The organism is Pseudonocardia sp. Ae717_Ps2 (assembly GCF_001932475.1).
Taxonomy (GTDB): domain Bacteria; phylum Actinomycetota; class Actinomycetes; order Mycobacteriales; family Pseudonocardiaceae; genus Pseudonocardia.
Genome location: NZ_MCIS01000001.1, coordinates 4,925,070 through 4,950,429, shown reverse-complemented (window position 1 = coordinate 4,950,429; position 25,360 = coordinate 4,925,070). Strand labels below are relative to the sequence as shown.

Here is a 25,360-nt window from a genome sequence, read left to right as displayed (position 1 = left end):
GACGGCGTGAACGCCCTCGCCACGGTCAACGTCAACGGGGTCCGTGCCGCCACCACCAAGGGGCTGCTGGAGTGGCTGGCCGCGACCGACGCGCGGGCGGTCTGCCTGCAGGAGGTCCGGGCCCTGCCCGACGAGCTGCCGGCCGCCTTCCTGGCCGCGCTCGACGCGGGCGGCTGGCACCTGCGGCTGGCGCCCTCGCTGACGGCGAAGGGGCGCAACGGCGTCGCCGTGCTGAGCCGTGACGAGCCGGAGGCCGTACGGATCGGTCTCCCGAGCGGAGCCCGCGGAGCGAGCAACAGCACCGACCCTGCGACCGACCTCGACGGCCGCTATCTCGAGGTGGACCTGCCGGGTGGGCTCACCGTGGCCTCGCTGTACCTGCCCAAGGGTGAGGCGGGCACACCGAAGCAGGACGCCAAGGACGCGTTCTGCGCCGCGTTCGGCGACCACCTGCGCACCGCGTTCGACCGGTGCGCCGCGACCGGCCGGGAGATGGTCGTCGGCGGGGACTGGAACATCGCGCCCACCGAGCTGGACCTGCGCAACTGGCGCGGGAACCGGCGCAACTCCGGTTTCCTGCCGCACGAGCGGGAGTGGTTCGCGAAGCTGCTCGAACACGGCTGGCGCGACGTGGTGCGCGAACGGCACCCGGGCGTCGACGGGCCGTACTCGTGGTGGAGCTACCGCGGGCGGGCCTTCGACAACGACACCGGGTGGCGGATCGACCACCTGCTCACCACGCCCGGGCTCGCCGACGCGGCGTACGAGGCCGTCGTGGACCGGGCACCCGCGCACGACCGGCGCTTCTCCGACCACGCCCCCGTCGTCGTCCGGCTGGGGGCCGTGTGATCGCCGGACGGATGGTCGGCGGCCGCTACCTGCTGCTCGACGAGCTGGGCCGCCGCGGCTTCGGGCCGACCCACCGCGCCGAGGACCGCATCACCGGCCGCACCGTCGCCGTCACCGAGATCGCGCTGCCCCCGGTCGCGGGGGTCCGGGAGCGGCTGCTGACCGAGGTCCGGGCGGCCGGACGGCTGCGGCACCCGTCGGTCGTCGGGGTGCTGGACCTGGTCACCGACCGGTCCTCGGCCGGGGACATGCGCGAGTACCTGGTCACCGAGCACCCGGACGCACGGCCGCTGGGCGCGGTCGTCGAGGCGGAGCCGCCGTCGCCCCGGCAGGTCGCGCTGGTCGGGCGGGACGTGCTGGCCGCGCTGCGGGCGGTGCACGCCGACGGCGGCACCCACGGCGGGCTCGACGCCGACGCGGTGCTGATCACCGCGGAGGGCCGCGCCCTGCTCACCGACGTCGGTCTCGCCCGCGCGGTCGGCCCGCGCCCCGGCGGGACCGGTGCGCCCGCCGCTCCCGAGGGCGCCGACACCCCGGCCGCGGACCTGTGGTGTCTCGGCGTCGTCCTGCGCGAGGCGGTGGGCCCGCGCCCGCCGGCGGGCAGCGCGCTCGCGACGGTCCTGGACGGCCTCACCGCCGACGACCCGGCCGACCGCCCGACCCACGACCGGGCCGCCGAGCTGTTCGAACGCGGTGCCCGGCCCCGGTCCCAGGGTGGGGACCTCGGCCGCAACCGCTGGATCCTGCTGGGCGTGGCCGGGGTGCTGGCCGTGGTCGTCGTCGTGTTGCTGGTCCTCGCCGTCCTCTGAGGAACCGCTGACGAGGAACCTCCGGGGAACCCGGCAGCGGCCGCGGCGCGGTGCGGGCAGGATGTCCCGGGTGAGCCCGAGCGTCGAACACCCCGCCGACCACCCCCGCGTCGCCGCCGTGAAGGAGGCGCTGCGCCGGGCCGGTGCCGATCCCGCGTCGATCGCGGGCCTGGTGCTGTTGCCCGACGCGGTGACCACCGCCGCCGCGGCGGCCGCCGCGCTGGAGGTCGAGGTCGGCCAGATCGCGAACTCGCTGGTCTTCGACGCCGACGGCGCCCCGCTGCTCGTCCTCACCTCCGGCGCGCACCGGGTGGACACCGACCGGGTCGCGGCCCTGGTCGGCGCGCAGCGGGTCGGACGGGCGTCGAAGGAGTTCGTGCGTGAGGCCACCGGGCAGGTCATCGGCGGGGTCGCCCCCGTCGGGCACCCGGCGCCGGTCCGCACCCTGGTCGACGTCGCGCTGGGCGGGTTCGACCGGGTCTGGGCGGCGGGCGGGGTGGCCCGCTCGGTGTTCCCGACGACGTTCGACGAGCTCGTCGCCGTCACCGGCGGCACGCCCGCCGAGGTCGCCTGAGCCCTATTCCCGTACCGGGCGTGATCCATCGCCGGGAAACGGACGGTCGCTGCGGTGTTCCGCGAAACCTAGTGTGGGTGGCATGGCCGATACTCCTGCCGCCCCCGTCCCGGCCGAGGCCGTCCCGCCGGTACCCCTCCCGACCCCCGCGCCCGCCGAGCCGGTCCCCTCGGACTCCGCGTTCCGCCGGGCCCTGCGCCGGGTCCGCGACGGGTCGACCCTCGACGTCACCGAGGCCGCGGTGCTGCTCGCCGCCCGCGGTGAGCACCTGGAGGAGCTGCTCGGCCACGCCGGCCGGGTCCGCGACGCCGGACTCGTCGAGGAGGGCCGCCCCGGCGTCGTCACCTACTCCCGCAACGTCTTCATCCCGCTGACCCGGCTCTGTCGCGACCGCTGCCACTACTGCACGTTCGCGACCGTCCCGCACAGGCTCGAGGACATGTACCTGGAGCGCGACGAGGTCGTCGAGATCGCCCGTCAGGGCGCCGCGCAGGGCTGCAAGGAGGCCCTGTTCACCCTCGGCGACCGCCCCGAGGACCGCTGGCCGCAGGCTCGTGAGTGGCTCGAGGCGCGGGGCTACGACTCGACGCTGGACTACGTCCGGGCGTGCGCGATCGCCGTCCTGGAGGAGACCGGGCTGCTGCCGCACCTCAACCCGGGCGTCATGAGCTGGGAGGAGCTGACCCGGCTCAAGCCGGTCGCGGCCAGCATGGGGATGATGCTGGAGACGACCTCGCAGCGGCTGTTCGAGAAGGGCGGCCCGCACTTCGGCAGCCCCGACAAGGAGCCCGCGGTCCGGCTGCGCGCCCTCACCGACGCCGGCCGCGTCGGCGTCCCGTTCACCACCGGCATCCTGATCGGCATCGGGGAGAACCGCACCGAGCGGGCCGAGTCGCTGTTCGCGATCCGCTCGGCGGCCCGCGCGCACGGGCACGTGCAGGAGGTGATCGTCCAGAACTTCCGGGCGAAGCCGGACACCGCGATGGCGAACGACCCCGACGCCGACCTGCACGACCTCGCCGCGACGATCGCCGTCGCCCGGCTGGTGCTCGGCCCGAAGGTGCGGCTGCAGGCCCCGCCGAACCTCGTCGGCGACGAGCAGGCGCTGATGCTGCGCGCCGGGATCGACGACTGGGGCGGTGTCTCCCCGGTGACGGTGGACCACGTGTCCCCGGAGATGCCGTGGCCGGCCGTCGACGAGCTGGCCGCGATCACCGCGGCCGAGGGCTTCACGCTGCGGGAGCGGCTCACCGCCTACCCGAAGTACGTGCGGGCCGGGTCGCCGTGGATCGACGCGCGGCTGCACGGCCACGTCGCCGCGCTGTCCGGACCGGACGGGCTCGCCCGGCCCGACGCCGTCGTGGAGGGGCGGGCGTGGCAGGAGCCCGACGGCGGGTTCGCCTCGACCGGGCGCACCGACCTGAACTCCACGATCGACACCACCGGGCGCACCGAGGACCGACGCAGCGACTTCGGTGACGTCTACGGCGACTGGAACGAGGTGGCCGCCGAGCTGGAGCACCAGCGCGCCGGGCACGGGGCGGCGCCGGAGCGGCTCGACTCCGACGTCCGGGCCGGGCTGGACCTGGCCGCGTCCGACCCGGCTGCGCTGCTCGACCCGGCGCACGCCGACGCGGCGATGGCCGTGCTGACCGCCGACGGGCCCGCGCTGCGCACCCTGCTCGACCTCGCCGACGACGTGCGCCGGCAGGTCAACGGGGACGACGTCACCTACGTGGTCAACCGGAACATCAACTTCTCGAACGTCTGCTACGTCGGCTGCCGGTTCTGCGCCTTCGCCCAGCGCGAGCGCGACGCCGACGCCTTCCGGCTCTCGCTCGACGAGGTCGCCCAGCGCGCCGCCGAGGCCGCCCGCGACGGCGCCACCGAGGTCTGTGTGCAGGGCGGCATCGACCCCCAGCTGCCGGTGTCGTTCTACGCCGACCTGGTCCGCGCGGTCACCGCGGCCGTGCCCGGGATGCACGTGCACGCGTTCTCCCCGATGGAGATCGTCTCCGCCGCCGCGAAGGCCGGCGTGTCGATCCGGGAGTGGCTGACCGAGCTGAAGGCCGCCGGGCTCGGCTCGATCCCGGGCACCGCCGCCGAGATCCTCGACGACGAGGTCCGCTGGGTCCTGACCAAGGGCAAGCTGCCGGCGTCGCAGTGGATCGAGGTCGTCTCGACCGCACACGAGCTGGGGATCCCGAGCAGCTCGACGATGATGTACGGCCACGTCGACGAGCCCCGGCACTGGCTCGGGCACCTGCGCACCCTGGCGTCGATCCAGGACCGCACCGGAGGGTTCACCGAGTTCGTGCCGCTGCCGTTCGTGCACCACAACGCCCCGATCTACCTGGCCGGAATCGCCCGACCGGGTCCGACGGAGCGCGACAACCGGGCGGTGCACGCGTTCGCCCGGCTCGCGCTGCACGGACGGATCGACCACGTCCAGTGCTCCTGGGTGAAGCTCGGCGACGACCTCGCCGCGGACATCCTGGCCGGGGGCGCCGACGACATGGGCGGCACGCTGATGGAGGAGACGATCTCCCGGATGGCCGGCTCGGAGAACGGCTCCGAGCGCTCGGTCGCCGAGCTCACCGCGATCGCCGCGGCGGCCGGTCGCCCGGTCCGGCAGCGGACGACGACCTACCGCGGCGAGCCCCGCGTGCTCACCCCGGCGTCGGGCGACGGGCCGCGGATGCTGCCGCTGACCCCGGCCTGACCCCGGCCTGACTCCGGCCCGGGCCTGGTTCGAGCCCGGCCGGTCCCGCGTCGCCCTCGGCCGCGTGGGACCGGCCCGGCCGCCGATCGCCGTACGGTGGCGGCATGGGTGTGCTCGGAGAGATGTTCCCGCGGAAGCGGATGCACGAGGACTCGGACGCCGCGCAGGGCGGGCAGCAGTGGCGGCTGGGCCCGATCGACCTCGACAAGGGCGTCGTGAGCGTCGAGGCGGTGACGGCCGAGGCGGTGGGGGACGAGGCCGCCCCGCAGCCCGAGGAGCCGGAGCGGGAGAACGGCCGGGGGAGCCGGGAGAACGGGTGACGTGCTGACCGGGACGACGCCCCGCAGCTGACGCAGCCCCCTCACCGCGCTGCCGCAGGACGTCCGCCCCGGCCGGTGGGCCGACCCCCCGGATCCGGCCCACCCCGCCGACGGTCACACACCCGGGTGCGACTTCGATCGGCAGAGTGAGACAACGGTACGATCTTGCGCAGTCCGGGGTCAAGGGAGGCGAGCGGGTGCGGCCGCAGCAGCTGGGCGCCGTCGGGCGCGGTCTCGGCCTGCTCGCCGACACCTGGACGCTGCTGATCCTCCAGCGTGCGTTCCTCGGGGTCAGCCGGTACGCGGGGTGGCGGGAGACCCTCAACATCTCCGACGCGACGTTGTCGGCGCGGCTGCGCGGGCTCGTCGAGGCGGGCCTGCTCGAGACCTGCAGCTACGCCGACGGCGGCCGGGAGCGCCGCGGCTACGTCCTCACCGAGCGCGGCGGGGACATCTGGAAGCTGCTGATCTGCACCTGGGACTGGGAGAAGACCTGGGTCCCGCGCGAGGTCCCGCTGCCCGAGATCGTGCACCGCGACTGCGGGCGCCCCACCCGGGTGCGGGTGTGCTGCGCTACCTGCGGCGGCGAGGTCGGCCCGCGGGACACCGAGGTCGAGCGCGAGCCGTGGGCACCGGGACTGGATGTGCTGGCCCGCCGGCACCCGCGGCGCACCCGCGGCACGCTGCCCGCCGACCCGCTCTCCTTCCTCCCCGGCGCCATGGAGATCATCGGCGACCGGTGGGGCGCCGCGGTCATCGGCGCCGCACTCACCGGCGTCCGGGCGTTCAGCTGCTTCGCCCACGAGCTGGCGATCTCCCCGGAGGTGCTGTCGGACCGGTTGCGCCGCTTCGTCGGGCTCGGGGTGCTCAGCCGCAGCGGCGACGGCGAGTACCGCCTCACCGACAAGGGACGCGCCTGCTTCCCGATCCACGCCTGCCTGGTCGAGTGGTCGCACCGCTGGTGCGGCGCGGACGGCGCCCCGATCGACTTCACGATCCGCCACCGGGCCTGCGGGCAGCCGCTCCGTGTGCGGCTGGACTGCGAGCAGTGCGGGCGGGCGTTCGCCAGGGACTCGGTGTCCCCGGTGTCCCCGGTGCGCCCGAGATGACCGACGGTAGGGAACGATGGCGGGCATGAACGACGCCCACCGTCCCCGGGTGCTGTCCGGGATCCAGCCCACGGCCGACTCGTTCCACCTCGGCAACTACCTGGGTGCGCTGCGGCAGTGGGTGGCCCTGCAGGACGACCACGAGGCGTTCTACTGCGTCGTGGACCTGCACGCGATCACGGTGGAGCACGACCCGGCCGAGCTGGCCCGGCGGACCCGGGTCGCGGCCGCGCAGCTCCTCGGGCTGGGGCTCGACCCGGACCGCTGCACGCTGTTCGTGCAGTCGCACGTGCCGGAGCACGCGCGGCTGTCCTGGATCCTGGAGTGCATCACCGGCTTCGGCGAGGCCGGCCGGATGACCCAGTTCAAGGACAAGTCCGCCAAGCAGGGCACCGACCGGGCGACGGTCGGGCTGTTCACCTACCCGATCCTGCAGGCCGCGGACATCCTGCTCTACCAGGCCGACCGCGTCCCGGTCGGCGAGGACCAGCGCCAGCACCTGGAGCTGACCCGCAACCTCGCGCAGCGGTTCAACCACCGGTTCGGCGAGACGTTCCGGGTGCCCGAGCCCCACATCCCGCAGGCCACGGCGAAGATCTACGACCTGCAGGACCCGACGGCGAAGATGAGCAAGTCGGCGTCGTCGCCCAGCGGGATCGTCGAGCTCCTCGACCCGCCGCGGACCTCGGCGAAGAAGATCCGCTCCGCGGTCACCGACAACGAGCGCGAGATCCGCTTCGACCCGGAGAACAAGCCGGGCATCGCGAACCTGCTCACCATCAACGCGGCGATGACCGACCGGAAGGTCGCCGAGGTCGAGGCCGAGTACGTCGGCCGCGGCTACGGCGACCTGAAGAAGGACCTGGGCGAGATCGTCGCCGCGTTCGCGGAGCCGTTCGCGGAGAAGGTGAACGGCTATCTGGCCGACCCGGCCGAACTCGACCGGGTGCTCGCCCGCGGTGCCACCCGTGCGCGTGAGGTGTCCGGCGCGACACTGGCCGCGGTTCACGAGAGGATCGGGTTCCTCCCGCCCGTCTGAGCCGCGCGCCCGGGGCGGGGAGTACCACCGAACCGGGGGAATGATGGCCGAGAACCGCGCCGCCACGATCGCGCACCGGCTGGAGACCGACGAGGAGGAGACCGACACCTTCCTCGACCGCCAGCGGGAGAAGCATCCGTGGCTGGACCACCTGGTGCGGGCGGGGGAGCGCTACACCGAGAACCACGGCGACCACTACGCCGCGGCGATCACCTACTTCTCGATCCTGGCGCTGGTGCCGCTGCTGATGGTGGGCTTCGCGATCGCCGGTTTCGTGCTGCGGGGGAACCCGGATCTGGTGGCGCAGCTGCGGGACGGCATCACCAGCGCCGCTCCCGGCGACCTCGGCCAGACGCTCGGGCAGGTCGTCGACACCGCGATCAACCGCGCTGGCGCGATCGGCGCGGTCGGTCTGATCGGTGCGCTGTACTCCGGCATCGGCTGGATGAGCAACCTGCGCGAGGCGCTGACCGAGCAGTGGGGTCAGCGCGACGAAGCCCCACCGATGATCAAGCGGCTCGCGTTCGACCTGCTCGCCCTGGTCGGTCTGGGGCTCGCCCTGGTGGCGTCCTTCGCGATCGCCTCGGTGACCGGGGCACTCGGCTCGTCGCTGCTCGGCCTGGTCGGTCTCGGTGACGTGGGCTGGGCCCGGTTCCTGCTCAGCGTCCTGTCGTTCCTGGTCGGCATCGGCGGGAACTGGCTGGTCTTCCTGTGGGTGATCGCGCGGCTCCCGCGCGAGCCCGTCACCCTGCGCAGCGCGGTGAAGGCGGCGCTGCTCGGCGCGATCGGGTTCGCCATCCTGCAGCGCGTCATGGTCGTCTACCTCGCGACCATCGGCGCCTCACCGGCCGGGGCCGCGTTCGGGTCGATCCTCGGTCTGCTCATCTTCATCTTCTTCACCTCCCGGTTCCTGCTGTTCGTCACCGCCTGGGCCGCCAGCGCCGAGGAGAACGACCAGGGTCCCCGCGACCTGCCCGCCCCGGCGATCATCCGGCCGCAGTACGTCGTCCGCGACGGTCCGGGCGCGCTGGCCTCGGCGGGCCTGCTGACCGCGGGCCTGATCGGTGGAGCGCTCGGCCTGCGGGTCCTGGGGCGCCGACGGCGCTGACCGGGTAGGGCGCTGACCGCGGACGGCGCTCACCGGTGCGGCGACGGCTCGGGCGCGGCGCCGCCTGCGGCACGGTGGCCGTCGTGCGGGTCGTCCGCGGGGCTGTGGGGACGGGGCCCCACGAACTCGCTTACCCGGTAAGCGACTACGCACCAGGCGCCCCCGCGTCCCGCGCCCGGCCCCGGGGTGCCGGGGAGATCAGGAGTGGGATCCCGGGCGGGGCCCGACGAACGTCCAGCCGGCGAACGGTGCGTGGAGGAGAGTCCCCAGGCCGCCGCGGTGGTCCGTGCGTCCGCAGATCGTCGTCCGGGCCCGGGTCAACGACCCCGGCGCAGCCGCGCGGCCACCAGCGCCCCGACGCCGGCGAGCGCGGCGACCCCGCCGACCAGCACCGCGGCCGGAACCGGCGGGGCGCCCGCGGGATCCGGGGCGTCGGCCGTCGTCGCCTCGTCGGTGCGCCCCGTCGCCCCGTCCGCGCCTCCTCCGGACGCCGATGTCGCGCCGTCGGCACCGCCGGCGGGGGCCGCGACGCCCGGGGTCGTTCCCGAGCCGTCGGCGGAACCGGTGGTGCCGGGCTCGACCAGCGTCCCGATCCCGGTGGCCGGGGCGCCGAAGCCCCAGTCCAGCAGGGCCCGGGCCTGGTCGACCATCCGCACCGGCCGTTGCTCGCCGCGCACCACGGCGACGACCAGGCGTCGCCCGTCGCGCTCCATCGCGCCGACGAAGGTGTGCCGGGCGGCGTCGGTGAAGCCGTTCTTCCCGCCGAGGAAGCCGGGGGTGCCGAGCAGCCGGTCGTCGTTGCCGAGCAGGAAGCCGGGCTTGTCGGCGAACCCGGGGAAGGGGATGTTCCGGGTGGTCAGCGCGGCCGCGATCCGCGGCCGTTCCAACGCGGCGCGCAGCAGCAGGCTCAGGTCGTAGGCCGAGGAGGACATCCCCGGGCCGTCGAGACCGGCGGGCGTCGCGGGGCGGGTGTCGAGTGCACCCAGGCCGGCGGCCTCCTCACGCATCGCCGCCAGCGTCGCCGGGACGCCGCCCAGCTCGCGGGCCAGGGCGTTCGCGGCGTCGTTGCCCGAGGACAGCAGCAGCCCGTGCAGCAGCTGGTCGACGGTGTAGCGCCCACCGGGGCCGATCCCGGCCCGGCTGCCGTCGACGTTCGCATCCTCGGTGGTGCCCACGACCACCCGGTCCATCGGCAGCCGCTCGTCGACGACCAGCGCGAGCAGCAGCTTGATCGTCGACGCCGGACGTTCCCGCGCGTGCGGGGCCCGGGCGGCGAGCACGGCACCGGAGTCGAGATCGGCGACCACGTAGGACGCCACCCCCACGGGCGGGGGCGGCACCGACCCGGCGTGGGCGTCACCGCAGCCGTCGAGCCCGCCGACCGCCGGCGACGGCACGGGCAGCGGGGTGACCGGCGCCGTCTCCTCCCGAGCGGGCGGACCGGGCGGGGCGTCCTGGCCCGGACATCCTGCTGTCGCGGTGACCGTCGCGGCGCCGGGCACCCCGCTCGGGGCCGCCGCGGTCCCGGAGGCGGCGGCCGCGGTCCCGGGGTGTCCGAGCAGCGTCAGCACCACGAGCAGCGGCACCACCACGAGGAGCGCGAGCGGCGTGGCACGGCATGCACGTCCTGGGGAGGCGGTCACCGGTGCAGCATGGCCCACCGCCGCACGTCGTCGCACCGGACCGCCGGGGACCGGCACTGCGCGCCGCGGCCTCCGGACGATGATCGCCAGGAGTGGAGCGCCCCGGCGAGTGCACTGCGTCCCGCGCTCCACTCCTGGCGATCATGCCCGGCCGCCGGTCGTGCCCAGTGCCCAGCCCAGTGCCCAGCCCAGTGCCCAGCTCAGTGCCCAGCTCAGTGCTCAGTGGTCAGGGGTCACTGCTCGACGATCTCCTTGACCCGGTCCAGGCTGCGCTCCAGCCCGTCGCGCATCAGGGTCTCGCGGTCCCGGCCCAGGATCCCGCTGCGTTGCAGCAGCCGTACCGGCAGCGCCGCCTCGCCGACCTTCTCCCGCCAGGCGACGACGGTCGTCGCCCCGTCGCCCGCAGGCTCCAGGATCCAGCCCCAGGCCGTCCGCGACTCGGTCACGACGAAGGTGAACCGGTGCGGCGGCTCGCACTCGGTGACCCGGCAGTGCGTCGACCAGCGGATCCGGCCGTGCCGGTTGCCGCCGGTGAATCGCGCACCCACCGCGGGCCCGGTCGCGTCGCCCCGCCACCGCCCCCCGGTGGCCTCCGGGCTCCACTCACCCGCCCGGGTGATGTCGGAGACCAGCTCCCACACCCGCTCCGGCGGCGCCTGCACCGTACGTTCCGCGCGATCCATCGGTCCTCCTCGACGACAGCGGTCACCTCCCGGTACAAGATCGTCCGGGTGCGCGGACGGTACCGTCCGTCAACCGCTCGACGATTCCGCGTCACGGCCGTGTTTCGAGTTCTGCCGAAACCGTTGTCCAGCAGTTACGGTCCCGTCCGGACACGCGCCGCCGACCGGTGGCGCCGGAGGGGGAGGACACCTCGTGCGGATCAACCAGCGCATCGGAGGCAGGGGCCGGTACGCGACCGCGATCGCGCTCGTGGCCGCGGCGGCACTCACGCTCGCGGGGTGCGCGCGCGACACGGGCGGGGGCGGCGGGGCCCAGGCCGGGGAGTGCGAGCGCGTCGCGCCGCCGTCGGTCCCGGCCGCGTCGGCCCAGCCGGCGCCGGAGGCCCCGAAGGCGGACGCGAGCAGGCTGAAGGTCGGGCTCGCCTACGACATCGGCGGCCGCGGCGACGCCTCGTTCAACGACGCTGCTGCCGCCGGGCTCGACCGCGCCGTCGCCGAGCTGGGCCTGCAGAAGGCCAACACGCGTGAGGCCACCGCCCAGGCGGGCGAGAGCGAGGACGCCGGCACCAACCGCCTGCGCCAGCTCGCCCAGAGCGGGTTCAACCCGATCATCGCGGTCGGCTTCAACTACGCCACCGGCGTGAAGACCGTCGCGACCGAGTTCCCGAACGTCCAGTTCGCCATCGTCGACGACGACACGGTGGAGCTGCCGAACGTCAAGCCGCTGGTCTTCGCCGAGGAGCAGGGCTCGTTCCTGGTCGGTGCCGCGGCGGCGCTGAAGACCTCGACCTGCAAGGTCGGGTTCATCGGCGGCGTCGACAACCCGCTGATCCAGAAGTTCGACGCCGGCTACGCGCAGGGCGCCAAGGCCGTCGCGCCGAGCATCGACGTCGAGTCGGCCTACATCTCCCCGGCGGGTGACTTCACCGGCTTCAACGACGCCACCCGCGCCACCGAGATCGCCTCCGGCCAGTACGACGGCGGTGCCGACATCTCCTTCGCCGCGGCGGGCCAGTCGAACCAGGGTGTCTTCGCCGCCGCGCAGACCGCGCAGAAGAAGGCGATCGGCGTCGACTCCGACCAGTACAACTCGCCGCAGCTGACCCAGGTCCGCGACACGATCATGACGTCGATGATCAAGCGGGTCGACGTGGCGGTCTACGACTACGTCAACGCGGTCGCGGGCAACACGGTCGCCCAGCTCCCGGCGCGGTTCGACCTCGCCAACAACGGTGTCGGCTACTCCACCTCCGGTGGCCAGGTCGACGACATCGTCCCGCAGCTCGAGGCGTACAAGGCCGCGATCATCGCCGGACAGATCGACGTCAAGTCCACGAAGTGACCGAGGAGCGCCACGCGGTCGAACTGCGCGGGATCACCAAGCGGTTCCCCGGCGTCGTCGCGAACGACGGCGTGGACCTCACCGTCACCCACGGTGAGGTCCACGCCCTCTGCGGCGAGAACGGGGCCGGCAAGTCGACCCTGATGAAGATCCTCTACGGGATGCAGACGCCCGACGAGGGCACGATCGTCGTCGACGGGACGGACACGCACTTCCGCAGCCCCGCCGACGCCATCGCCGCGGGGATCGGGATGGTCCACCAGCACTTCATGCTGGCCGACAACCTGACGGTCGCCGAGAACGTGCTGCTCGGTGCCGAGCGCCTGCACGGCATCGGGAAGGCGGCCCGCGCGCGGATCGCCGAGCTGTCCGCGACGGTCGGGCTCGCCGCCCGGCAGGACGCGCTCGTCGAGCACCTCGGCGTCGCAGACCGGCAGCGCATCGAGATCCTCAAGGTGCTCTACCGCGGTGCCCGCACGGTGATCCTCGACGAGCCGACCGCGGTGCTGGTCCCGCAGGAGGTCGACGAGCTGTTCGCGACCGTGCGCGCGATGCAGGGCGACGGCTACACGTTCCTGTTCATCTCGCACAAGCTCGACGAGGTCCGCGCGGTCGCCGACCGGATCACCGTGATCCGGCGCGGCCGCACGGTGGGCACCGCGGACCCGCGGACCGTCACCAACCGCGAGCTGGCGGAGATGATGGTCGGCTCGGAGCTGCCCTCGCCGGAGACCCGCGACTCGACCGTGACCGACCGGGAGGTGCTGCGCGTCGAGGGGCTGGGGCTGCCGAGCCCGGACGGCGGCCGCGACCTGCTCGACGGCGTCGACCTCGTCGTGCACGCCGGTGAGGTGCTGGGCATCGCCGGCGTCGAGGGCAACGGCCAGACCGAGCTCGTCGAGACGGTCATGGGCATGCGCAGGCACGCCCGTGGCCGGGTGCTGCTCAACGGCACCGACATCTCGGCGGCGTCGACGATGTCCCGCCGCGAGGCCGGCATCGGCTACGTCCCCGAGGACCGGTCCCGCCACGCCCTGCTCGGCGAGCAGCCGCTGTGGGCGAACCGGATCCTCGGGTTCCAGTCCCGGCCGCCGATCGCCCGGCGCGGGCTGCTGGACACCGCCGCCGCGCGCACCGACACCGAGCGGATCGTGCGCGACTTCGACGTCCGCACCCCCGGCATCGACGTCATGGCCGCCGCGCTGTCCGGCGGCAACCAGCAGAAGCTCGTCGTCGGACGGGAGCTGTCCGGCGACCCGGTGCTGCTCATCGCGGCCCACCCGACCCGTGGCGTCGACGTGGGCGCGCAGGCCGGGATCTGGGCCGAGCTGCGTCGGGCCAGGGCCGCCGGGCTCGCGGTGCTGCTGGTCTCGGCCGACCTGGACGAGCTGATCGGCCTGTCCGACACCCTCGCCGTCATCTCCGGCGGGCGGCTGGTCGGCACCGCCGATCCCGCGACCGTGACCCCCGAGGAGCTGGGTACCAAGATGACCGGAGCAGCCACGTGAGCCGGCTGCGGGGCGCCGTCGTCGCGCCCGTACTGGCGATCGCGGTCGCCGCCCTGCTGTGCGGGGTCGCGCTGGTGATCAGCGGGGCGTCGCCGTGGACGGCGGTCACGACCATCCTCGGGCAGGTCGGGTCGGGCACGGTCGTCGTGGACACCGTGAACTCCGCCGCCGTCTACTACCTCGCCGCGCTGGCCGTCGCGATCGGCTTCCAGATGCGGCTGTTCAACATCGGTGTGGAGGGCCAGTTCCGGGTCGCCGCCTGCGTCGCCGCGATCGTCGGCGGGACGGTGGCGCTCCCGCCGGTCCTGCACACCGTGCTGATCATGGTGGTGGCGCTGCTGACCGGTGCGGCCTGGGTCGCGATCCCGGCGCTGCTCAAGGCCTACCGCGGGGTCTCCGAGGTCATCTCGACGATCATGCTGAACGCGATCGCCACGGGGCTGATCGCCTACCTGATCCGCGCCGAGACCTTCGGCGAGCTGCGGGGCAACAACATCACCACCCCGCCGATCCCGGAGTCGGGCTGGTTCCCCGGCATCGGGGTCGGCAACGGCGAGATCTTCGGGATGGTGTTCGTCGCCGCCGCGCTGGGCGTGGGCTACTGGTTCCTGCTCGGGCGCACCCGGTTCGGTTTCGAGCTGCGCGCCTCGGGCGAGTCGGCGACGGCCGCCGCGACCGGCGGGGTGAACGCGCGCCGCACGATCGTCGTCGCGCTGCTGCTCTCCGGCGCCGTCGCCGGGCTGGTCGGGCTGCCCGAGCTGCTCGGGCGCGACCACGCCTACACGCTGTCCTCGCCGCAGGGCTACGGCTTCACCGGCATCGCGATCGCGCTGCTGGGACGCAACCACCCCGTCGGCATCGCGCTGGGCGCGCTGCTGTGGGCGTTCCTGGACAAGTCCGCGGTGGCGCTCGACGTCGTCGGCATCCCGCGGGAGATCGTGCTGATCATGCAGGGCCTGATCGTGCTGTCGGTGGTCGTCGCCTACGAGATCGTCCGCCGGGTCGAGCGGCGGGCCGAGCAACGGCGGGTCGCCGCCGCGGCTCCCGCACCGCAACCCGCGGAGGTGTCGTCGTGACCGCGGTCGGAGAACGTGCGCGGACCCTGCCCGGCTGGGCCCGGTCGGCGCTGATCGCGGCCGCGCTCGTCGCGGTCCTGGCGATCACGGTGACGCTGACCGGCCAGACCCAGCTGACCTCCGGCGGCACCGCGTCCGCCGCGGTCCGGCTCGGGCTGCCGATCCTGCTCGCCGGCCTGGGCGGCCTCTGGGCCGAACGCGCCGGGATCATCAACATCGGCCTCGAGGGCATGATGGTGCTCGGCACCTGGGGCGCGGCCTGGGCCGGCTACCAGTGGGGCCCGTGGGCGGCGATGCTCGGCGGGCTGGTGTTCGGCGCGCTCGGCGGGCTGCTGCACGCCGTCGCGACGGTGACGTTCAACGTCAACCACATCGTCTCCGGCGTCGCGATCACCCTGCTCGGCACTGGCCTGACGAAGTACCTGGCCACGCTGGTGTTCACGCCGGTCTCGCAGAACCCGCGCCAGTCCCCGCGGCTGCAGGGGTTCACCGAGTTCTCGATCCCCGGGGTCTCCGACGGCCTCGCGGCGCTGCAGGCCCAGCAACGGGTGTTCGTCTCCGACCTCGCCGGGCTGCTGTCCGGGCTGGTCACCGGCCTGACGCCGATCCTGATCATCGGGGTCGCGCTGGTCCCGGTGAGCTACCTCGTGCTGTGGCGGACGGCGTTCGGGCTGCGGCTGCGCAGTGCGGGCGAGTCGCCGGTGGCCGCGGAGTCGCTCGGTGTCAACGTCGTGCTGCACAAGTACGTCGCCGTCACGATCTCCGGCGCGCTCGCCGGGCTCGGTGGCGCGGCGCTGGTGCTCAACCCCGGCCAGCTCGGCTACCTGGAGAACCAGGTCGGCGGCCGCGGGTACATCGGTCTCGCCGCGATGATCTTCGGCAACTGGCGGCCGGCCGGGCTGCTCGTCGGCTCGGCGCTGTTCGGCTACGTCGACGGCCTGCAGCTGCGTGCCGGGGGCGAGGCGGTGCACGCGCTGCTCTACGGCGCGACGCTGGTCGCGGTCGTCGTCGCGGTGCTGTGGGCGATCCGCCGGATGTGGACCGCCGCCGCCGTCGCGCTCGTCGCGGGGCTGCTGGTGTACGCGATCTACTGGTCGGTCGACACCGTGCCGAGCGAGTTCGCCTCCTACGCCCCGCAGCTGGTGACGCTGATCGTGCTCGCGGCGGCCTCGCAACGACTACGGCCACCGGCCCGGCTCGGCGAGCCGTACCGGCGCGGGGAAGGACGCTAGATGGCAGGTGGGGGACCGTCCGGAGCGGGCGCGGACATGATGCGGCCCGACGCGCCCGTCCCGGACTGGGACGCCCTGCGGGCCGCCGCGGTGCAGGCCGCGGCCTGGGCCTACGCGCCCTACTCCCGGCTGCACGTCGGCGCGGCCGCGCTCGTCGACGACGGGCGGGTCGTCACCGGCTGCAACGTCGAGAACGCCTCCTACGGCCTCGGCGTCTGCGCCGAGGTGACCCTCGCCGGGCAGCTGCGCCTGTCCGGCGGCGGGCGGCTGCTCGCGGTCGCCTGCCGCTCCGGCGACGGCGACCTGCTCATGCCCTGCGGCCGCTGCCGCCAGGTGCTCCACGAGTTCGGCGGCGCCACCCTGCTCTGCGACACCCCGCGCGGGGTGCTGCCGTTCACCGAGGTGCTGCCCGACGCGTTCGGCCCGGAGGACCTGCCGTGAGCTTCTCCGCGGTCGAGGTCATCGCCGCCAAGCGCGACTGCCGCACGCTGTCGAAGGCCCAGATCGACTGGGTGGTCGACGCCTACACCCGCGGTGAGGTCGCCGACGAGCAGATGGCCGCGCTGGCCATGGCGATCCTGCTCAACGGCATGGAGCCCGGCGAGATCGCGCACTGGACCCAGGCGATGATCGACTCCGGTGAGGTCCTCGACTTCGGCGACGTCGGACGCCCGCTGGTCGACAAGCACTCCACCGGTGGCGTCGGCGACAAGATCACGCTGCCGCTGGCGCCGCTCGTCGCGGCCTGCGGGGCCGCGGTGCCGCAGCTGTCCGGGCGCGGGCTCGGCCACACCGGCGGCACCCTGGACAAGCTGGAGGCCATCCCCGGCTGGCGCGCGTCGCTGACCACCGACGAGATCGCCGAGCAGCTCCGCGAGGTCGGCGCGGTCGTCTGCGCGACGACGCCGACGCTCGCCCCCGCCGACCGGCGGCTCTACGCGCTGCGCGACGTCACCGGCACCGTCGAGTCCGTCCCGCTGATCGCCAGCTCGATCATGAGCAAGAAGCTCGCCGAGGGCACCGGCGGGCTGGTCCTCGACGTGAAGGTCGGGTCCGGGGCGTTCATGAAGACCCTGCCGCGCGCCGGGGAGCTCGCCGACACGATGACCGCGATCGGCGCCGCCCACGGCCTGCCGACCACCGCGCTGCTCACCGACATGTCCCGCCCGCTGGGCCGCTGCGTGGGCAACGCCCTGGAGGTCGCCGAGTCGGTCGAGGTGCTGCGTGGCGGGGGGCCCGCCGACCTCGTGTCGCTCACCGTCGCGCTGGCCACCGAGATGCTCGCCCTCGCCGGTCTGCCCGACGCGGACCCGGCCGCGGTGCTCGCCTCGGGCGCCGCCCACGACGTGTGGGAGCGGATGATCGCCGCGCAGGGCGGTGACCCGTCCGCGCCGCTGCCGGTGGCCGCGCACGTCGAGACGGTCGTCGCCGAGCGGTCCGGCACCTTCACCGGTGCCGACGCGCTCGCCGTGGGCACCGCGGCCTGGAAGCTCGGGGCCGGGCGCGCCCGCAAGGAGGACCCGGTGCAGGCCGGGGCCGGGGTCCGGCTGCTGGTCGGCCCCGGCGACGAGGTCCGCGCCGGGACACCGCTGGCCGAGCTGCACACCGACGACGCCGACCGGCTCCCGGCGGCCCGGCGGCTGCTCGCCGGCGCGGCGCTGCTGATCACCGCGGACCCGCCGCCGGAGCGGGACCTGGTGCTGGACGTCCGCCGGGGCGGCTGACCCGCCCGGCCGGGCGTCGTGCGGTCCCCGGACGGCGGCCGGGTCTCCCGGGCGGGCGTCACCGACCCCGGTAGGTCGCCCGTCCGGGACCGTCGGCGAGGAACGAGGCCACCGCACCGCGCAGGTCCTCGCTCGCGAACAGCGGCCCGGAGACCTGGGGCAGTACCGCGTCGGCGGCGCGGACGCCGTCGCGCACCGCGGTCGACACGAGCTGCTTGGTGGCGGCGTGCGCGACCGTCGGGCCCGCGGCGAGACGACGCGCGTACTCCCGGGCGGCCTCGGCGAACCCCTCGTCGGGCAGCACCCGGTTGACCACGCCCCACTGCTCCAGCCGAGCGGCCGGATACCGCTCACCGCCGAACACCAGCTCCTTCGCCCGGGTGGGGCCGGCGCGCTCGGCGAGCCGCTGCGGGCCGCCCATCGAGGGCGTGAGCCCGACGACGATCTCGACCAGCCCGAACGACGCCTGCTCGGCGGCGACGATCAGGTCGCAGGCCAGGGCCAGCTCGAAGGCGGCGGTCAGGGTCAGGCCGTGCGCGGCGAACACCGTCGGTACGGGCAGGTCCTCCAGGGTCTGGGCGAGCCGGATCAGCCGGGCCCACAGCGCGGTGCCCTCCCCGACCGGGTCGGGGCCCTCGGCGATGTCGCGGAACGTCTCCACCTGCACCCCGGCCGACACCACGCGGCCGCGGGCCTCCAGGAGCACGGCGCGGGCGCGGTCGGCGCGGCCGGGCGCGGTCAGCGCGACCAGCTCGGCCACGGCCCGCTCGAACCCGGCGAAGACGGACTCGTCGAAGAGGTTGAGCGGCGGACGGTCGAGGACGACGGCGACGTCGCCGTCGCGCTCGACACGGACGGGGGCGGCGGGTGCGGGAGTGGTCACCGGGCCATCCTGCGTCGCGGCGACGCACGGTGCGGCCCCGGCCCGCCTCCGGCCGCCTCGCGTGGGCCGCGACACGCCCGCGGCTGCGCCGTGCCGCCGGGCGGGTGCGCCCACCGGTGGGTGACGGCCCAGGACGGCACACGACGGCACACGACGGCCCAGGACGGGACGGCACAGGACGGCGCAGGACGGCACGGGACCGGGCGGGCGTCGGCACGACGATTCCGATCCGGCACGATGGACCACGATGCGTGAGGACCGACGAGCGGCGGAGCGGGCGCCCCACCCCGCGGTGGTACGGCACGAGCCGCTGCCCCGACCGGTGATGGGCGCGGACCCCCGACGGACCCCGCGGACGCCTCCCGAGGGCGCCGCCGAGGTGACCCGTCCGCTCGGATCCGGCCGGGTCCCCGACCCGGGGGAGCCGACGACCCCACTGGGACCGGTCGCCGACCCGAGCTCTCCTGCCGGACCGACGGGTGGCCGGCCCCCGGCGCCCCTGAACGGCGCCGCCGTGGGCCCGGGAACGTCGTCGAACGGCACCGCGTCGACCGGGGACGCCCCCGGGGGCGGGGCACCGGTCCCGGGGACATCCGCGGACGGCTCCGCCGCCTCGACGCCGTCCGGCGGGACGGAGCGCACCGGGTCGCTCGTCCGCTCCTCCGGCATGATCGCGATCGCGAGCCTGGTCAGCAGGATCACCGGCTTCGTCCGGAACCTCGCGCTGGTCGCGGTGTTGGGCTTCGCGGTCGTCAACGACTCCTACACGATCTCGAACACGCTGCCGAACATCGTCTACGAGCTGCTGCTCGGCGGGGTCCTGACCAGCGTGATGATCCCGGTGCTGGTCCGCGCCCAGTCCGAGGACGCCGACGGCGGCGAACGGTTCACCCGGCGGCTGCTGACCGTCGTCGGGGCGGCGTTGCTGGTCGCGACCCTGATCGCGATGGCCGCCGCCCCGCTGCTGACCAGGCTCTACCTCGGTTCGGGGGACAACGGGCAGGCCAACCCGGCGCTGGCCACGGCGTTCGCCTGGTTGCTGTTGCCGCAGATCTTCTTCTACGGCATCGGTGCGCTGCTCGGCGCGGTCCTCAACTCGAAGCAGGTGTTCGGGCCGTTCGCCTGGGCGCCGGTGCTCAACAACGTCGTCATGCTGGGCGTGCTCGTGGTCTACGTCCTCGTGCCGGGGGAGATCTCGGTCGACCCGGTCCGGATGGGCGACCCGAAGCTGCTGGTGCTGGGCATCGGGACGACGCTCGGCATCGTCGTGCAGGCGCTGGTCCTGATCCCCTTCATGCGCAGCATCGGGTTCCGCTACCGCCCGGTGTGGGGCTGGGACCCGCGGTTGTCGCTGGCCGGCGGGATGGCCCTGTGGATCGTCGCCTACGTGCTGGTCGGGCAGGCCGGCTACATCGTGACCACCCGGGTCGCCGCCTCGGCGTCCGAGGGGTCGGTCGCGACCTACATGAACGCGTGGCTGCTGCTCCAGGTCCCCTACGGCGTGCTCGGCGTGTCGCTGCTGACCGCGCTCATGCCGCGGATGAGCCGGGCCGCGGCGAAGGGCGACGTCGACCAGGTCGTCACCGATCTCTCGCTCGGCGCCCGCCTGTCCACCGTCGGGCTCGTGCCGATCGCGGCCGTCATGACGGCGTTCGGCCCGGCCCTGGGCACCGCGCTGTTCTCCGTCGGCGCGGGCAGCGGGGCCGGGGCGGAACGCCTCGGCCAGGCCGTCGCATGGTCGGCGTTCGGGCTCCTGCCCTACGCGGTCACCATGCTGCAGATGCGCGTGTTCTACGCGATGACCGACTCCCGCACCCCGACCCTGATCCAGGTCGGCATGGTCGGGGTCAAGATCCCGCTGCTGCTGGCGTGCCCGCTGCTGCTCCCGCCGGAGCAGGTCGTGCTCGGCCTCGCCGCGGCGAACGGGCTCTCGTTCGTCGGCGGTGCCGCGCTCGGGCAGTGGCTGCTGCGTCGTCGCCTCGGCCGGGCCCGCTCCGGTGAGGTGCTGGCCTGCCTGGCGAGGGTGGCCCTCGCCTCGGCCGCCGCGGCCGTCGTCGCCTGGGGGATCACCCGGCTCGTGGACCCGGCGCTCGCGGACTGGCCGGACGTCGCCCGGGCCTGGACGCTGCTGGTCGGGGGCACGCTGATCGCCCTGCCCCTGGCCGTGGTCGCGATGCGGGTGCTGAGGGTCCGGGAACTCGACGCCGTCTTCCGGCGCTTCGCCCGCCGCTGACCCGGGGCGGCACCCGTTCCCCGGCGCGCCCTCGTCCCCGGCGCGCGTGTCCCGGGCATGTCCCCGGCGCGTCCTCTCCAGTACGTCCCCCGCCGCGTCCCTCCGGTGCGCCTACGGCCGTGGCGCGGGGCCGGGTGCCGGGCGGGGCCGAGATCCAGGCCGGGGGACAGAGAAGAGCCCGGCGGGGATGCCGGGGCCGGACGCGGCGACGCCGCGCCCCGGAGCGGGACGCGGCGTCGCCGTGGTCGTCGTGCGCGCGGACGGCGCGCGGGCTCAGTCGTCCGGGTCGTCGCCGACCAGGTCGGCGGCGGAGGCACCGTTCTGGCTCTTCACCGCGACCTTCGCTCGCCCACGGCGCTGGGCCGGGCGGGGCGGGGGCGGCGGGGCCTGCTGGGCGTACTGCCCACCCCGGCCCATGATCAGCTCCGCGAAGGTCGCCATGGCCTCGTCGAGCTGGCTGGCGTTGCGGCGCTCGGACTCGGCGTTGGCCTTGGTGACCAGGTCGGTGACCGCGCCGGTGTCCGGCCGGTCGCGCAGCACCGTGTCGATGCCGGCCAGCCGGTCGTCGACGCCGGCGGAGAGCGTGGAGACGTCGCCCGTCAGCTTCTCCAGGCGGGTGTCGACCTCCCCGGTCAGCTTGTCGAGGCGGGTGTCGACGTCGCCGGTGAGCTTGTCGAGCTTCCCGTCGACGCTCTCGCCGAGCGCGTCGAACCGGCCGTCCACGGCCTCCGACAGCGACGTCAGCCGCTCGGTGACCGAGCCGTCGAGCTCGCCCAGGCGGTCCTTGAGGGACCCGCCGAGCTTGCCGACCCGCTCCTTGACCGACCCGTCCAGGTCGGTCAGCTTGCCGTCCAGCCCGGACTCGACCGAGTCGAGCCGCGTGCCGACCTCCTCCAGACGGGCGGAGAGGGCCTCCAGCCGCTCGGTGAGGGCGTCGAACGCGGGGGTCGGGTCGACGGCCGGGCGCTGGGCCAGGTCCTCCAGGCGGCGGTGCAGGCCCACCGAGGTGTCGCCCAGCAGGTTGCGCAGGCCCTCGCCGGTCTCCTCGAAGGAGTGCACGGCCGCGTCGAGCTGCTCGCGCACCTGACGCTCGACGCCGTCGATGCGCTCCTTGATCGGGGAGGCGACGGCGTTGGGCATCGCGTCGAGCCGCATCTCGTGCCGGTCGAGCCGGTTGTCGAGGTCGTCGAGGCGCTTGTGCAGGCCGCCCAGGCGGTCGTCCAGGCCGTCCATCCGGCCCGAGACGCCCTCGAGGCGCCCACCCATGCCGTCCAGCCGCCCGTCGAGCTGGGCGATCGGCTTGGCCAGCTTGTCCGGCAGGGACTCGATGGCCCGGGTGATCGCGCCGAGCACGATCTCGGTGTTGTCGAGCTTGGAGACCGTCTCGTCGAGGCGCTCGGCCAGGACGTTCAGCTCGGTCCGGTCGGGGAGCTCGGTGAGTTTCTTGCGCACGGTGCCGATGGCGTCCAGGGCCGCCAGCCGGGCGTGGATCTCGTCGAGGGAGTCGAAGATCTGCTGCTGTTCGCTGTCACGGATCTCGGCCGCCCGCATGAGCATGCCGCGCATCCGGTCGAACGAGAGGTTCGAAGTGTCGCTCATGGCACCTGCTGCGCTTCCTCTGAGCCAAGTGGGGAGTGCCCAGAGGGTAGCGACCGCCGGACGAGGGTCGACGGACGGTGTTGTGTTGAGCCGTTCGGGGCATGTCTCCGCGCCCGGATCGAGTGCCGATCATGGCAGGTCCGGGCGCCGGTCGTCGCGCGCCACGCCGCTCGGTACGGTGCGCGAGTGGCAGATCCCACCGGTCCCGCCCCGGTCACCCCCGACACCGTCCGCCGCGCTCCCAAGGTGCTCCTGCACGACCATCTCGACGGCGGCCTGCGCGTCGGGACCGTCATCGACCTGGCCCGCGAGTACGGCTACGACAAGCTCCCCACCACCGACCCCGGCGAGCTCGCGGCCTGGTTCCTCGGCGCCGCCCACTCCGGCTCGCTGGTCCGCTACCTCGAGACCTTCGGGCACACCGTCGCGGTGCTCCAGACCCGCGAGGCACTGACCCGGGTGGCGGCCGAGGCCGCCGAGGACCTGGCCGCCGACGGCGTCGTCTACGCCGAGGTCCGCTTCGCCCCCGAGCTGCACGTCGAGGGCGGCCTGGACCTCGACACCGTCATCGCCGCCGTCCTCGACGGGTTCCGGATCGGCACCGCCCGCGCCGCGGCGGCCGGCAACACCATCCGGATCGGCACCCTGCTCACCGCGATGCGGCACGCCGCGCGGTCGCGGGAGATCGCGGAGCTGGCGGTTCGGCACCGCGACGCCGGCGTCGTCGGCTTCGACATCGCCGGCGCCGAGAAGGGCTTCCCACCCACCCGCCATCTCGACGCCTTCGAGTACGTCCGCCAGCAGAACGCGCACGTGACCATCCACGCCGGTGAGGCGTTCGGGCTGCCGTCGATCTGGGAGGCGATCCAGTGGTGCGGCGCCGACCGCCTCGGCCACGGCGTGCGGATCGTCGACGACATCGAGGTCCGCGAGGGCGAGCCGCCGCGCCTGGGCCGGCTGGCCGCCTGGGTCCGCGACAGCCGGATCCCGCTGGAGATGTGCCCGACGTCGAACGTCCACACCGGGGCCGCGACGTCGCTGGCCGAGCACCCGATCGGGCTGCTCACCGCGCTGCGGTTCCGGGTCACGGTCAACACCGACAACCGGCTGATGTCGGGCTGCACGATGACCAGCGAGATGTACGACCTGGCCGAGACCTTCGGCTACGGCTGGGACACCCTGCGCTGGTTCACCGTCAACGCGATGAAGTCGGCGTTCATCGGCTTCGACGAGCGGCTGGCGCTGATCGAGGACGTCATCAAGCCCGGGTACGACGCCCTGTCCCGTTAGTGCTCCCGCAGCCGGGCCTCGAGCCCGGCGACGAGCTCGCCCCAGGCCTGCGCCTCCTGGGTGAACGGCGGGCTGGGTGCCATCCGGGTCGGGTCCGGCCGCACGACGAACGACACGAGCCAGCCGAGGCTGCTGGACTCGGCGAGGGCCTCGGCGGGCTCGGGGTCCCCGGCCCACTCGCCGACGTCGGTCAGCAGCTCCGTGGCCAGGTCGAGCTGGACCGGGTCGAGGTCGAGCACGCCGTCGGCGAGGTCCTGGCCGATCCCGGTCAGCACGTAGGTGTTCATGTCCTCGACGCCGCCGTCGAGCTCGCCGACGGCGGCCGCGTCGAGCACCTCGGCGAAGGTGACGGCCGCGGTCAGGTCGGTCCCGGTGACGGCGGGGTGCTCCCGGTCGGCCAGCGCCCGGAACAGCGCGCGCTCGGAGTCGAACACGTCGATCCGGCCGTCGGAGCCGAGGAAGACCGGCTTGTCGTCGAGGTAGCAGCGCAGGCTGACCACGGAGCGGTCGCCGATCTCGATGCGGATCGGGTCGATGCCGACCTCGGCCCAGAAGCCGGTCGGCTCGTCCTCGGCGGCGTCGGCGTCGTCGGTGCCCGCGGCGAGCGCGGCGGCCTCGAGGGCCTCGTCGTCGTCGAGGGGCTGCTCGGCGAGGCGGTCGCGGAGCTCCTGCTCCTCGGCCCGCGCCTTGTCCAGCGCGCCGGCGTCGATCTCCGGAGTGGCGACGAGGTCGTCGACGGCGTCCACGATCCCGTCCCAGTGCGTCGCGATCGCCTCGGACAGCGCGGTCCAGCGCCGGGCCCCGTCACGCCCGGCGAAGGCCTGCTCGCCCTCGCGCAGCAGCGCGAACGTGGGCTCGCCGTCGAGCGCGGCGATCACGTCGGTGAGGTCGCAGACGTCGGCCAGCGACCGGACGATCGAGACGGTCTCGTGCAGCTCCTGCACGGTCGCCGCGTCGGGGTCGGCGGCGGCCAGCTCCGGCAGACCCACCAGGTCGTACCGGTGCACGGCGTCGGGGGTCAGCTCGGCGACCGCGAGACCGGGGACCGCGGACCACGCGGGGTGGTCGACCAGGTCGTGCTCGGGCGCGGTCCGGACGAACGCGGCGAGACCGGCCACCTCGTCGAAGACGAACACGTGCTCGTCGTCGCCGAGGAAGGCTTCCCACTCCTCGCCGTCCTCGCGCCAGGGGGGAGCCCACAGGGTGACCACGTCGCCCCGGGTGAGAGCGAGCCGGATCGGGACGATGTCGCTTGCCACGGGGCGAGCCTATCGTCGCGTCCTTCCGCCGGCCGGTCCCACCACCTCGGGTGTCGCCGGCCCGGCGGATCACGGTCCTGCGGGGTCAGGCCTGGGAGTGCAGTCGGACCACTCCGATGGACACGTCCTCGAGTCCACCCCGGTCGAAGTCGCGGCGCAGCTGATCGGCCTTGATGGTCGCCGTCATCCCGTCGAACGGGCCGTGTGCGTCCACCTCCCCGGTCTGCGGGTCCACCGCCAGAACGACGTATCCGTCGCACTGCGTGAGCTTCTCGGCAGCAGCGATCAACGTCTGCTCCTCGGAAGTCGTGTTCTCCGGCATCGGATCACCTCCTTGTTGTCTAGTACAGCGTCGGCG

At 74.3% G+C, this 25,360-nt stretch carries 21 protein-coding genes and 1 pseudogene; 16 read left to right on the top strand and 6 right to left on the bottom strand.

Going from position 1 to position 25,360, the window contains the following annotated elements; genetic code table 11:
- The first annotated feature begins 6 nt into the window (after nucleotides 1–6).
- From Ae717Ps2_RS22650 to yhjD, 8 genes are all read left to right on the top strand, one after another.
- A complete protein-coding gene (locus tag Ae717Ps2_RS22650) occupies nucleotides 7–849 on the top strand; it encodes an exodeoxyribonuclease III (RefSeq protein ID WP_075310244.1) in 843 nt (280 codons plus the stop codon).
- Nucleotides 846–1,658 carry a protein kinase gene (locus tag Ae717Ps2_RS22645; protein WP_075333878.1) on the top strand — a complete coding sequence of 271 codons (813 nt, stop codon included), beginning with the start codon at nucleotides 846–848 and terminating at the stop codon, nucleotides 1,656–1,658. The genes Ae717Ps2_RS22650 and Ae717Ps2_RS22645 overlap by 4 nt, the downstream gene beginning before the upstream one ends.
- Before the next feature lie 61 nt (nucleotides 1,659–1,719).
- Nucleotides 1,720–2,232, top strand: coding sequence for a YbaK/EbsC family protein (locus tag Ae717Ps2_RS22640; protein WP_051050060.1), 513 nt, complete (start codon nucleotides 1,720–1,722; stop codon nucleotides 2,230–2,232).
- Between the two features lie 82 nt (nucleotides 2,233–2,314).
- Nucleotides 2,315–4,954 carry a bifunctional FO biosynthesis protein CofGH gene (locus tag Ae717Ps2_RS22635; protein ID WP_075333877.1) on the top strand — a complete coding sequence of 880 codons (2,640 nt, stop codon included), beginning with the start codon at nucleotides 2,315–2,317 and terminating at the stop codon, nucleotides 4,952–4,954.
- A 104-nt stretch (nucleotides 4,955–5,058) separates the two neighbouring features.
- Nucleotides 5,059–5,274: a hypothetical protein gene (locus Ae717Ps2_RS22630; protein WP_075310250.1), complete on the top strand. Its 216-nt coding sequence runs from the start codon at nucleotides 5,059–5,061 to the stop codon at nucleotides 5,272–5,274.
- 197 nt (nucleotides 5,275–5,471) lie between these two features.
- Nucleotides 5,472–6,383 (top strand): helix-turn-helix domain-containing protein, encoded by a 912-nt coding sequence (locus Ae717Ps2_RS22625; RefSeq protein ID WP_139318926.1) that lies wholly within the window; start codon nucleotides 5,472–5,474, stop codon nucleotides 6,381–6,383.
- A gap of 25 nt (nucleotides 6,384–6,408) precedes the next feature.
- The gene (trpS, locus tag Ae717Ps2_RS22620) at nucleotides 6,409–7,422 is read left to right on the top strand and encodes a tryptophan--tRNA ligase (protein ID WP_075310254.1); all 1,014 of its coding nucleotides are present in this window, start codon (nucleotides 6,409–6,411) and stop codon (nucleotides 7,420–7,422) included.
- A 43-nt stretch (nucleotides 7,423–7,465) separates the two neighbouring features.
- On the top strand, nucleotides 7,466–8,530 hold the full coding sequence (yhjD, locus tag Ae717Ps2_RS22615; RefSeq protein WP_083696184.1) for an inner membrane protein YhjD: 1,065 nt from the start codon (nucleotides 7,466–7,468) through the stop codon (nucleotides 8,528–8,530).
- Nucleotides 8,531–8,847: 317 nt separating this feature from the next.
- Here yhjD and Ae717Ps2_RS22610 read toward each other — a convergent pair whose 3' ends face one another.
- Both Ae717Ps2_RS22610 and Ae717Ps2_RS22605 read right to left on the bottom strand, forming a co-directional pair.
- A complete protein-coding gene (locus tag Ae717Ps2_RS22610) occupies nucleotides 8,848–10,173 on the bottom strand; it encodes a D-alanyl-D-alanine carboxypeptidase family protein (RefSeq protein WP_075310256.1) in 1,326 nt (441 codons plus the stop codon).
- A 233-nt stretch (nucleotides 10,174–10,406) separates the two neighbouring features.
- Nucleotides 10,407–10,856, bottom strand: a complete 450-nt coding sequence (locus tag Ae717Ps2_RS22605; RefSeq protein ID WP_075333876.1) for an SRPBCC family protein — start codon at nucleotides 10,854–10,856, stop codon at nucleotides 10,407–10,409.
- A 193-nt stretch (nucleotides 10,857–11,049) separates the two neighbouring features.
- On the opposite strand from Ae717Ps2_RS22605, the gene Ae717Ps2_RS22600 reads away from it, so the two are divergent.
- The 6 genes and pseudogenes from Ae717Ps2_RS22600 (at nucleotide 11,050) to Ae717Ps2_RS22575 (ending at nucleotide 17,738) form a co-directional block, all read left to right on the top strand.
- On the top strand, nucleotides 11,050–12,198 hold the full coding sequence (locus tag Ae717Ps2_RS22600; protein ID WP_083695272.1) for a BMP family protein: 1,149 nt from the start codon (nucleotides 11,050–11,052) through the stop codon (nucleotides 12,196–12,198).
- Nucleotides 12,110–13,706 (top strand): annotated as a pseudogene (locus Ae717Ps2_RS22595) (ABC transporter ATP-binding protein). The gene Ae717Ps2_RS22600 and the pseudogene Ae717Ps2_RS22595 overlap by 89 nt, the downstream one beginning before the upstream one ends.
- Nucleotides 13,703–14,782, top strand: a complete 1,080-nt coding sequence (locus Ae717Ps2_RS22590) for an ABC transporter permease (RefSeq protein WP_020627201.1) — start codon at nucleotides 13,703–13,705, stop codon at nucleotides 14,780–14,782. The pseudogene Ae717Ps2_RS22595 and the gene Ae717Ps2_RS22590 overlap by 4 nt, the downstream one beginning before the upstream one ends.
- Nucleotides 14,779–16,014 (top strand): ABC transporter permease, encoded by a 1,236-nt coding sequence (locus tag Ae717Ps2_RS22585; RefSeq protein ID WP_075333875.1) that lies wholly within the window; start codon nucleotides 14,779–14,781, stop codon nucleotides 16,012–16,014. The genes Ae717Ps2_RS22590 and Ae717Ps2_RS22585 overlap by 4 nt, the downstream gene beginning before the upstream one ends.
- Before the next feature lie 39 nt (nucleotides 16,015–16,053).
- Nucleotides 16,054–16,455 carry a cytidine deaminase gene (locus Ae717Ps2_RS22580; RefSeq protein ID WP_060714343.1) on the top strand — a complete coding sequence of 134 codons (402 nt, stop codon included), beginning with the start codon at nucleotides 16,054–16,056 and terminating at the stop codon, nucleotides 16,453–16,455.
- A complete protein-coding gene (locus tag Ae717Ps2_RS22575; protein WP_075333874.1) occupies nucleotides 16,452–17,738 on the top strand; it encodes a thymidine phosphorylase in 1,287 nt (428 codons plus the stop codon). Before Ae717Ps2_RS22580 ends, Ae717Ps2_RS22575 begins: the two co-directional genes overlap by 4 nt.
- A gap of 58 nt (nucleotides 17,739–17,796) precedes the next feature.
- On the opposite strand, the gene Ae717Ps2_RS22570 is transcribed toward Ae717Ps2_RS22575, so the two are convergent.
- Nucleotides 17,797–18,621, bottom strand: a complete 825-nt coding sequence (locus tag Ae717Ps2_RS22570; RefSeq protein WP_075310264.1) for an enoyl-CoA hydratase/isomerase family protein — start codon at nucleotides 18,619–18,621, stop codon at nucleotides 17,797–17,799.
- 247 nt (nucleotides 18,622–18,868) lie between these two features.
- On the opposite strand from Ae717Ps2_RS22570, the gene murJ reads away from it, so the two are divergent.
- Nucleotides 18,869–20,854 carry a murein biosynthesis integral membrane protein MurJ gene (murJ, locus tag Ae717Ps2_RS22565; protein WP_075333873.1) on the top strand — a complete coding sequence of 662 codons (1,986 nt, stop codon included), beginning with the start codon at nucleotides 18,869–18,871 and terminating at the stop codon, nucleotides 20,852–20,854.
- 273 nt (nucleotides 20,855–21,127) lie between these two features.
- Here murJ and Ae717Ps2_RS22560 read toward each other — a convergent pair whose 3' ends face one another.
- Entirely contained in the window at nucleotides 21,128–22,453 is a 1,326-nt protein-coding gene (locus tag Ae717Ps2_RS22560; protein WP_075310268.1) for a hypothetical protein, read from the bottom strand.
- Between the two features lie 186 nt (nucleotides 22,454–22,639).
- Here Ae717Ps2_RS22560 and Ae717Ps2_RS22555 point away from each other — a divergent pair, with 186 nt between their 5' ends.
- Entirely contained in the window at nucleotides 22,640–23,743 is a 1,104-nt protein-coding gene (locus tag Ae717Ps2_RS22555; RefSeq protein WP_020625439.1) for an adenosine deaminase, read from the top strand.
- Here Ae717Ps2_RS22555 and Ae717Ps2_RS22550 read toward each other — a convergent pair.
- Nucleotides 23,740–25,002 carry a primosomal protein gene (locus tag Ae717Ps2_RS22550; protein WP_075310270.1) on the bottom strand — a complete coding sequence of 421 codons (1,263 nt, stop codon included), beginning with the start codon at nucleotides 25,000–25,002 and terminating at the stop codon, nucleotides 23,740–23,742. The two genes, Ae717Ps2_RS22555 and Ae717Ps2_RS22550, sit on opposite strands and share 4 nt — an antisense overlap.
- A gap of 85 nt (nucleotides 25,003–25,087) precedes the next feature.
- Nucleotides 25,088–25,324 carry a hypothetical protein gene (locus Ae717Ps2_RS22545; RefSeq protein ID WP_010230125.1) on the bottom strand — a complete coding sequence of 79 codons (237 nt, stop codon included), beginning with the start codon at nucleotides 25,322–25,324 and terminating at the stop codon, nucleotides 25,088–25,090.
- Nucleotides 25,325–25,360: the final 36 nt, after the last annotated feature.

Excerpts from the sequence above, each read along its gene's own strand:
- Ae717Ps2_RS22640 (WP_051050060.1), top strand. The coding sequence starts at position 1,720 with ATGTCCCGGGTGAGCCCGAGCGTCGAACACCCCGCCGACCACCCCCGC.
- Ae717Ps2_RS22635 (WP_075333877.1), top strand. The coding sequence starts at position 2,315 with ATGGCCGATACTCCTGCCGCCCCCGTCCCGGCCGAGGCCGTCCCGCCG.
- Ae717Ps2_RS22630 (WP_075310250.1), top strand. The coding sequence starts at position 5,059 with ATGGGTGTGCTCGGAGAGATGTTCCCGCGGAAGCGGATGCACGAGGAC.
- trpS (WP_075310254.1), top strand. The coding sequence starts at position 6,409 with ATGAACGACGCCCACCGTCCCCGGGTGCTGTCCGGGATCCAGCCCACG.
- yhjD (WP_083696184.1), top strand. The coding sequence starts at position 7,466 with ATGGCCGAGAACCGCGCCGCCACGATCGCGCACCGGCTGGAGACCGAC.
- Ae717Ps2_RS22605 (WP_075333876.1), bottom strand. The coding sequence starts at position 10,856 with ATGGATCGCGCGGAACGTACGGTGCAGGCGCCGCCGGAGCGGGTGTGG.
- Ae717Ps2_RS22580 (WP_060714343.1), top strand. The coding sequence starts at position 16,054 with ATGCGGCCCGACGCGCCCGTCCCGGACTGGGACGCCCTGCGGGCCGCC.
- murJ (WP_075333873.1), top strand. The coding sequence starts at position 18,869 with ATGCGTGAGGACCGACGAGCGGCGGAGCGGGCGCCCCACCCCGCGGTG.
- Ae717Ps2_RS22560 (WP_075310268.1), bottom strand. The coding sequence starts at position 22,453 with ATGAGCGACACTTCGAACCTCTCGTTCGACCGGATGCGCGGCATGCTC.
- Ae717Ps2_RS22545 (WP_010230125.1), bottom strand. The coding sequence starts at position 25,324 with ATGCCGGAGAACACGACTTCCGAGGAGCAGACGTTGATCGCTGCTGCC.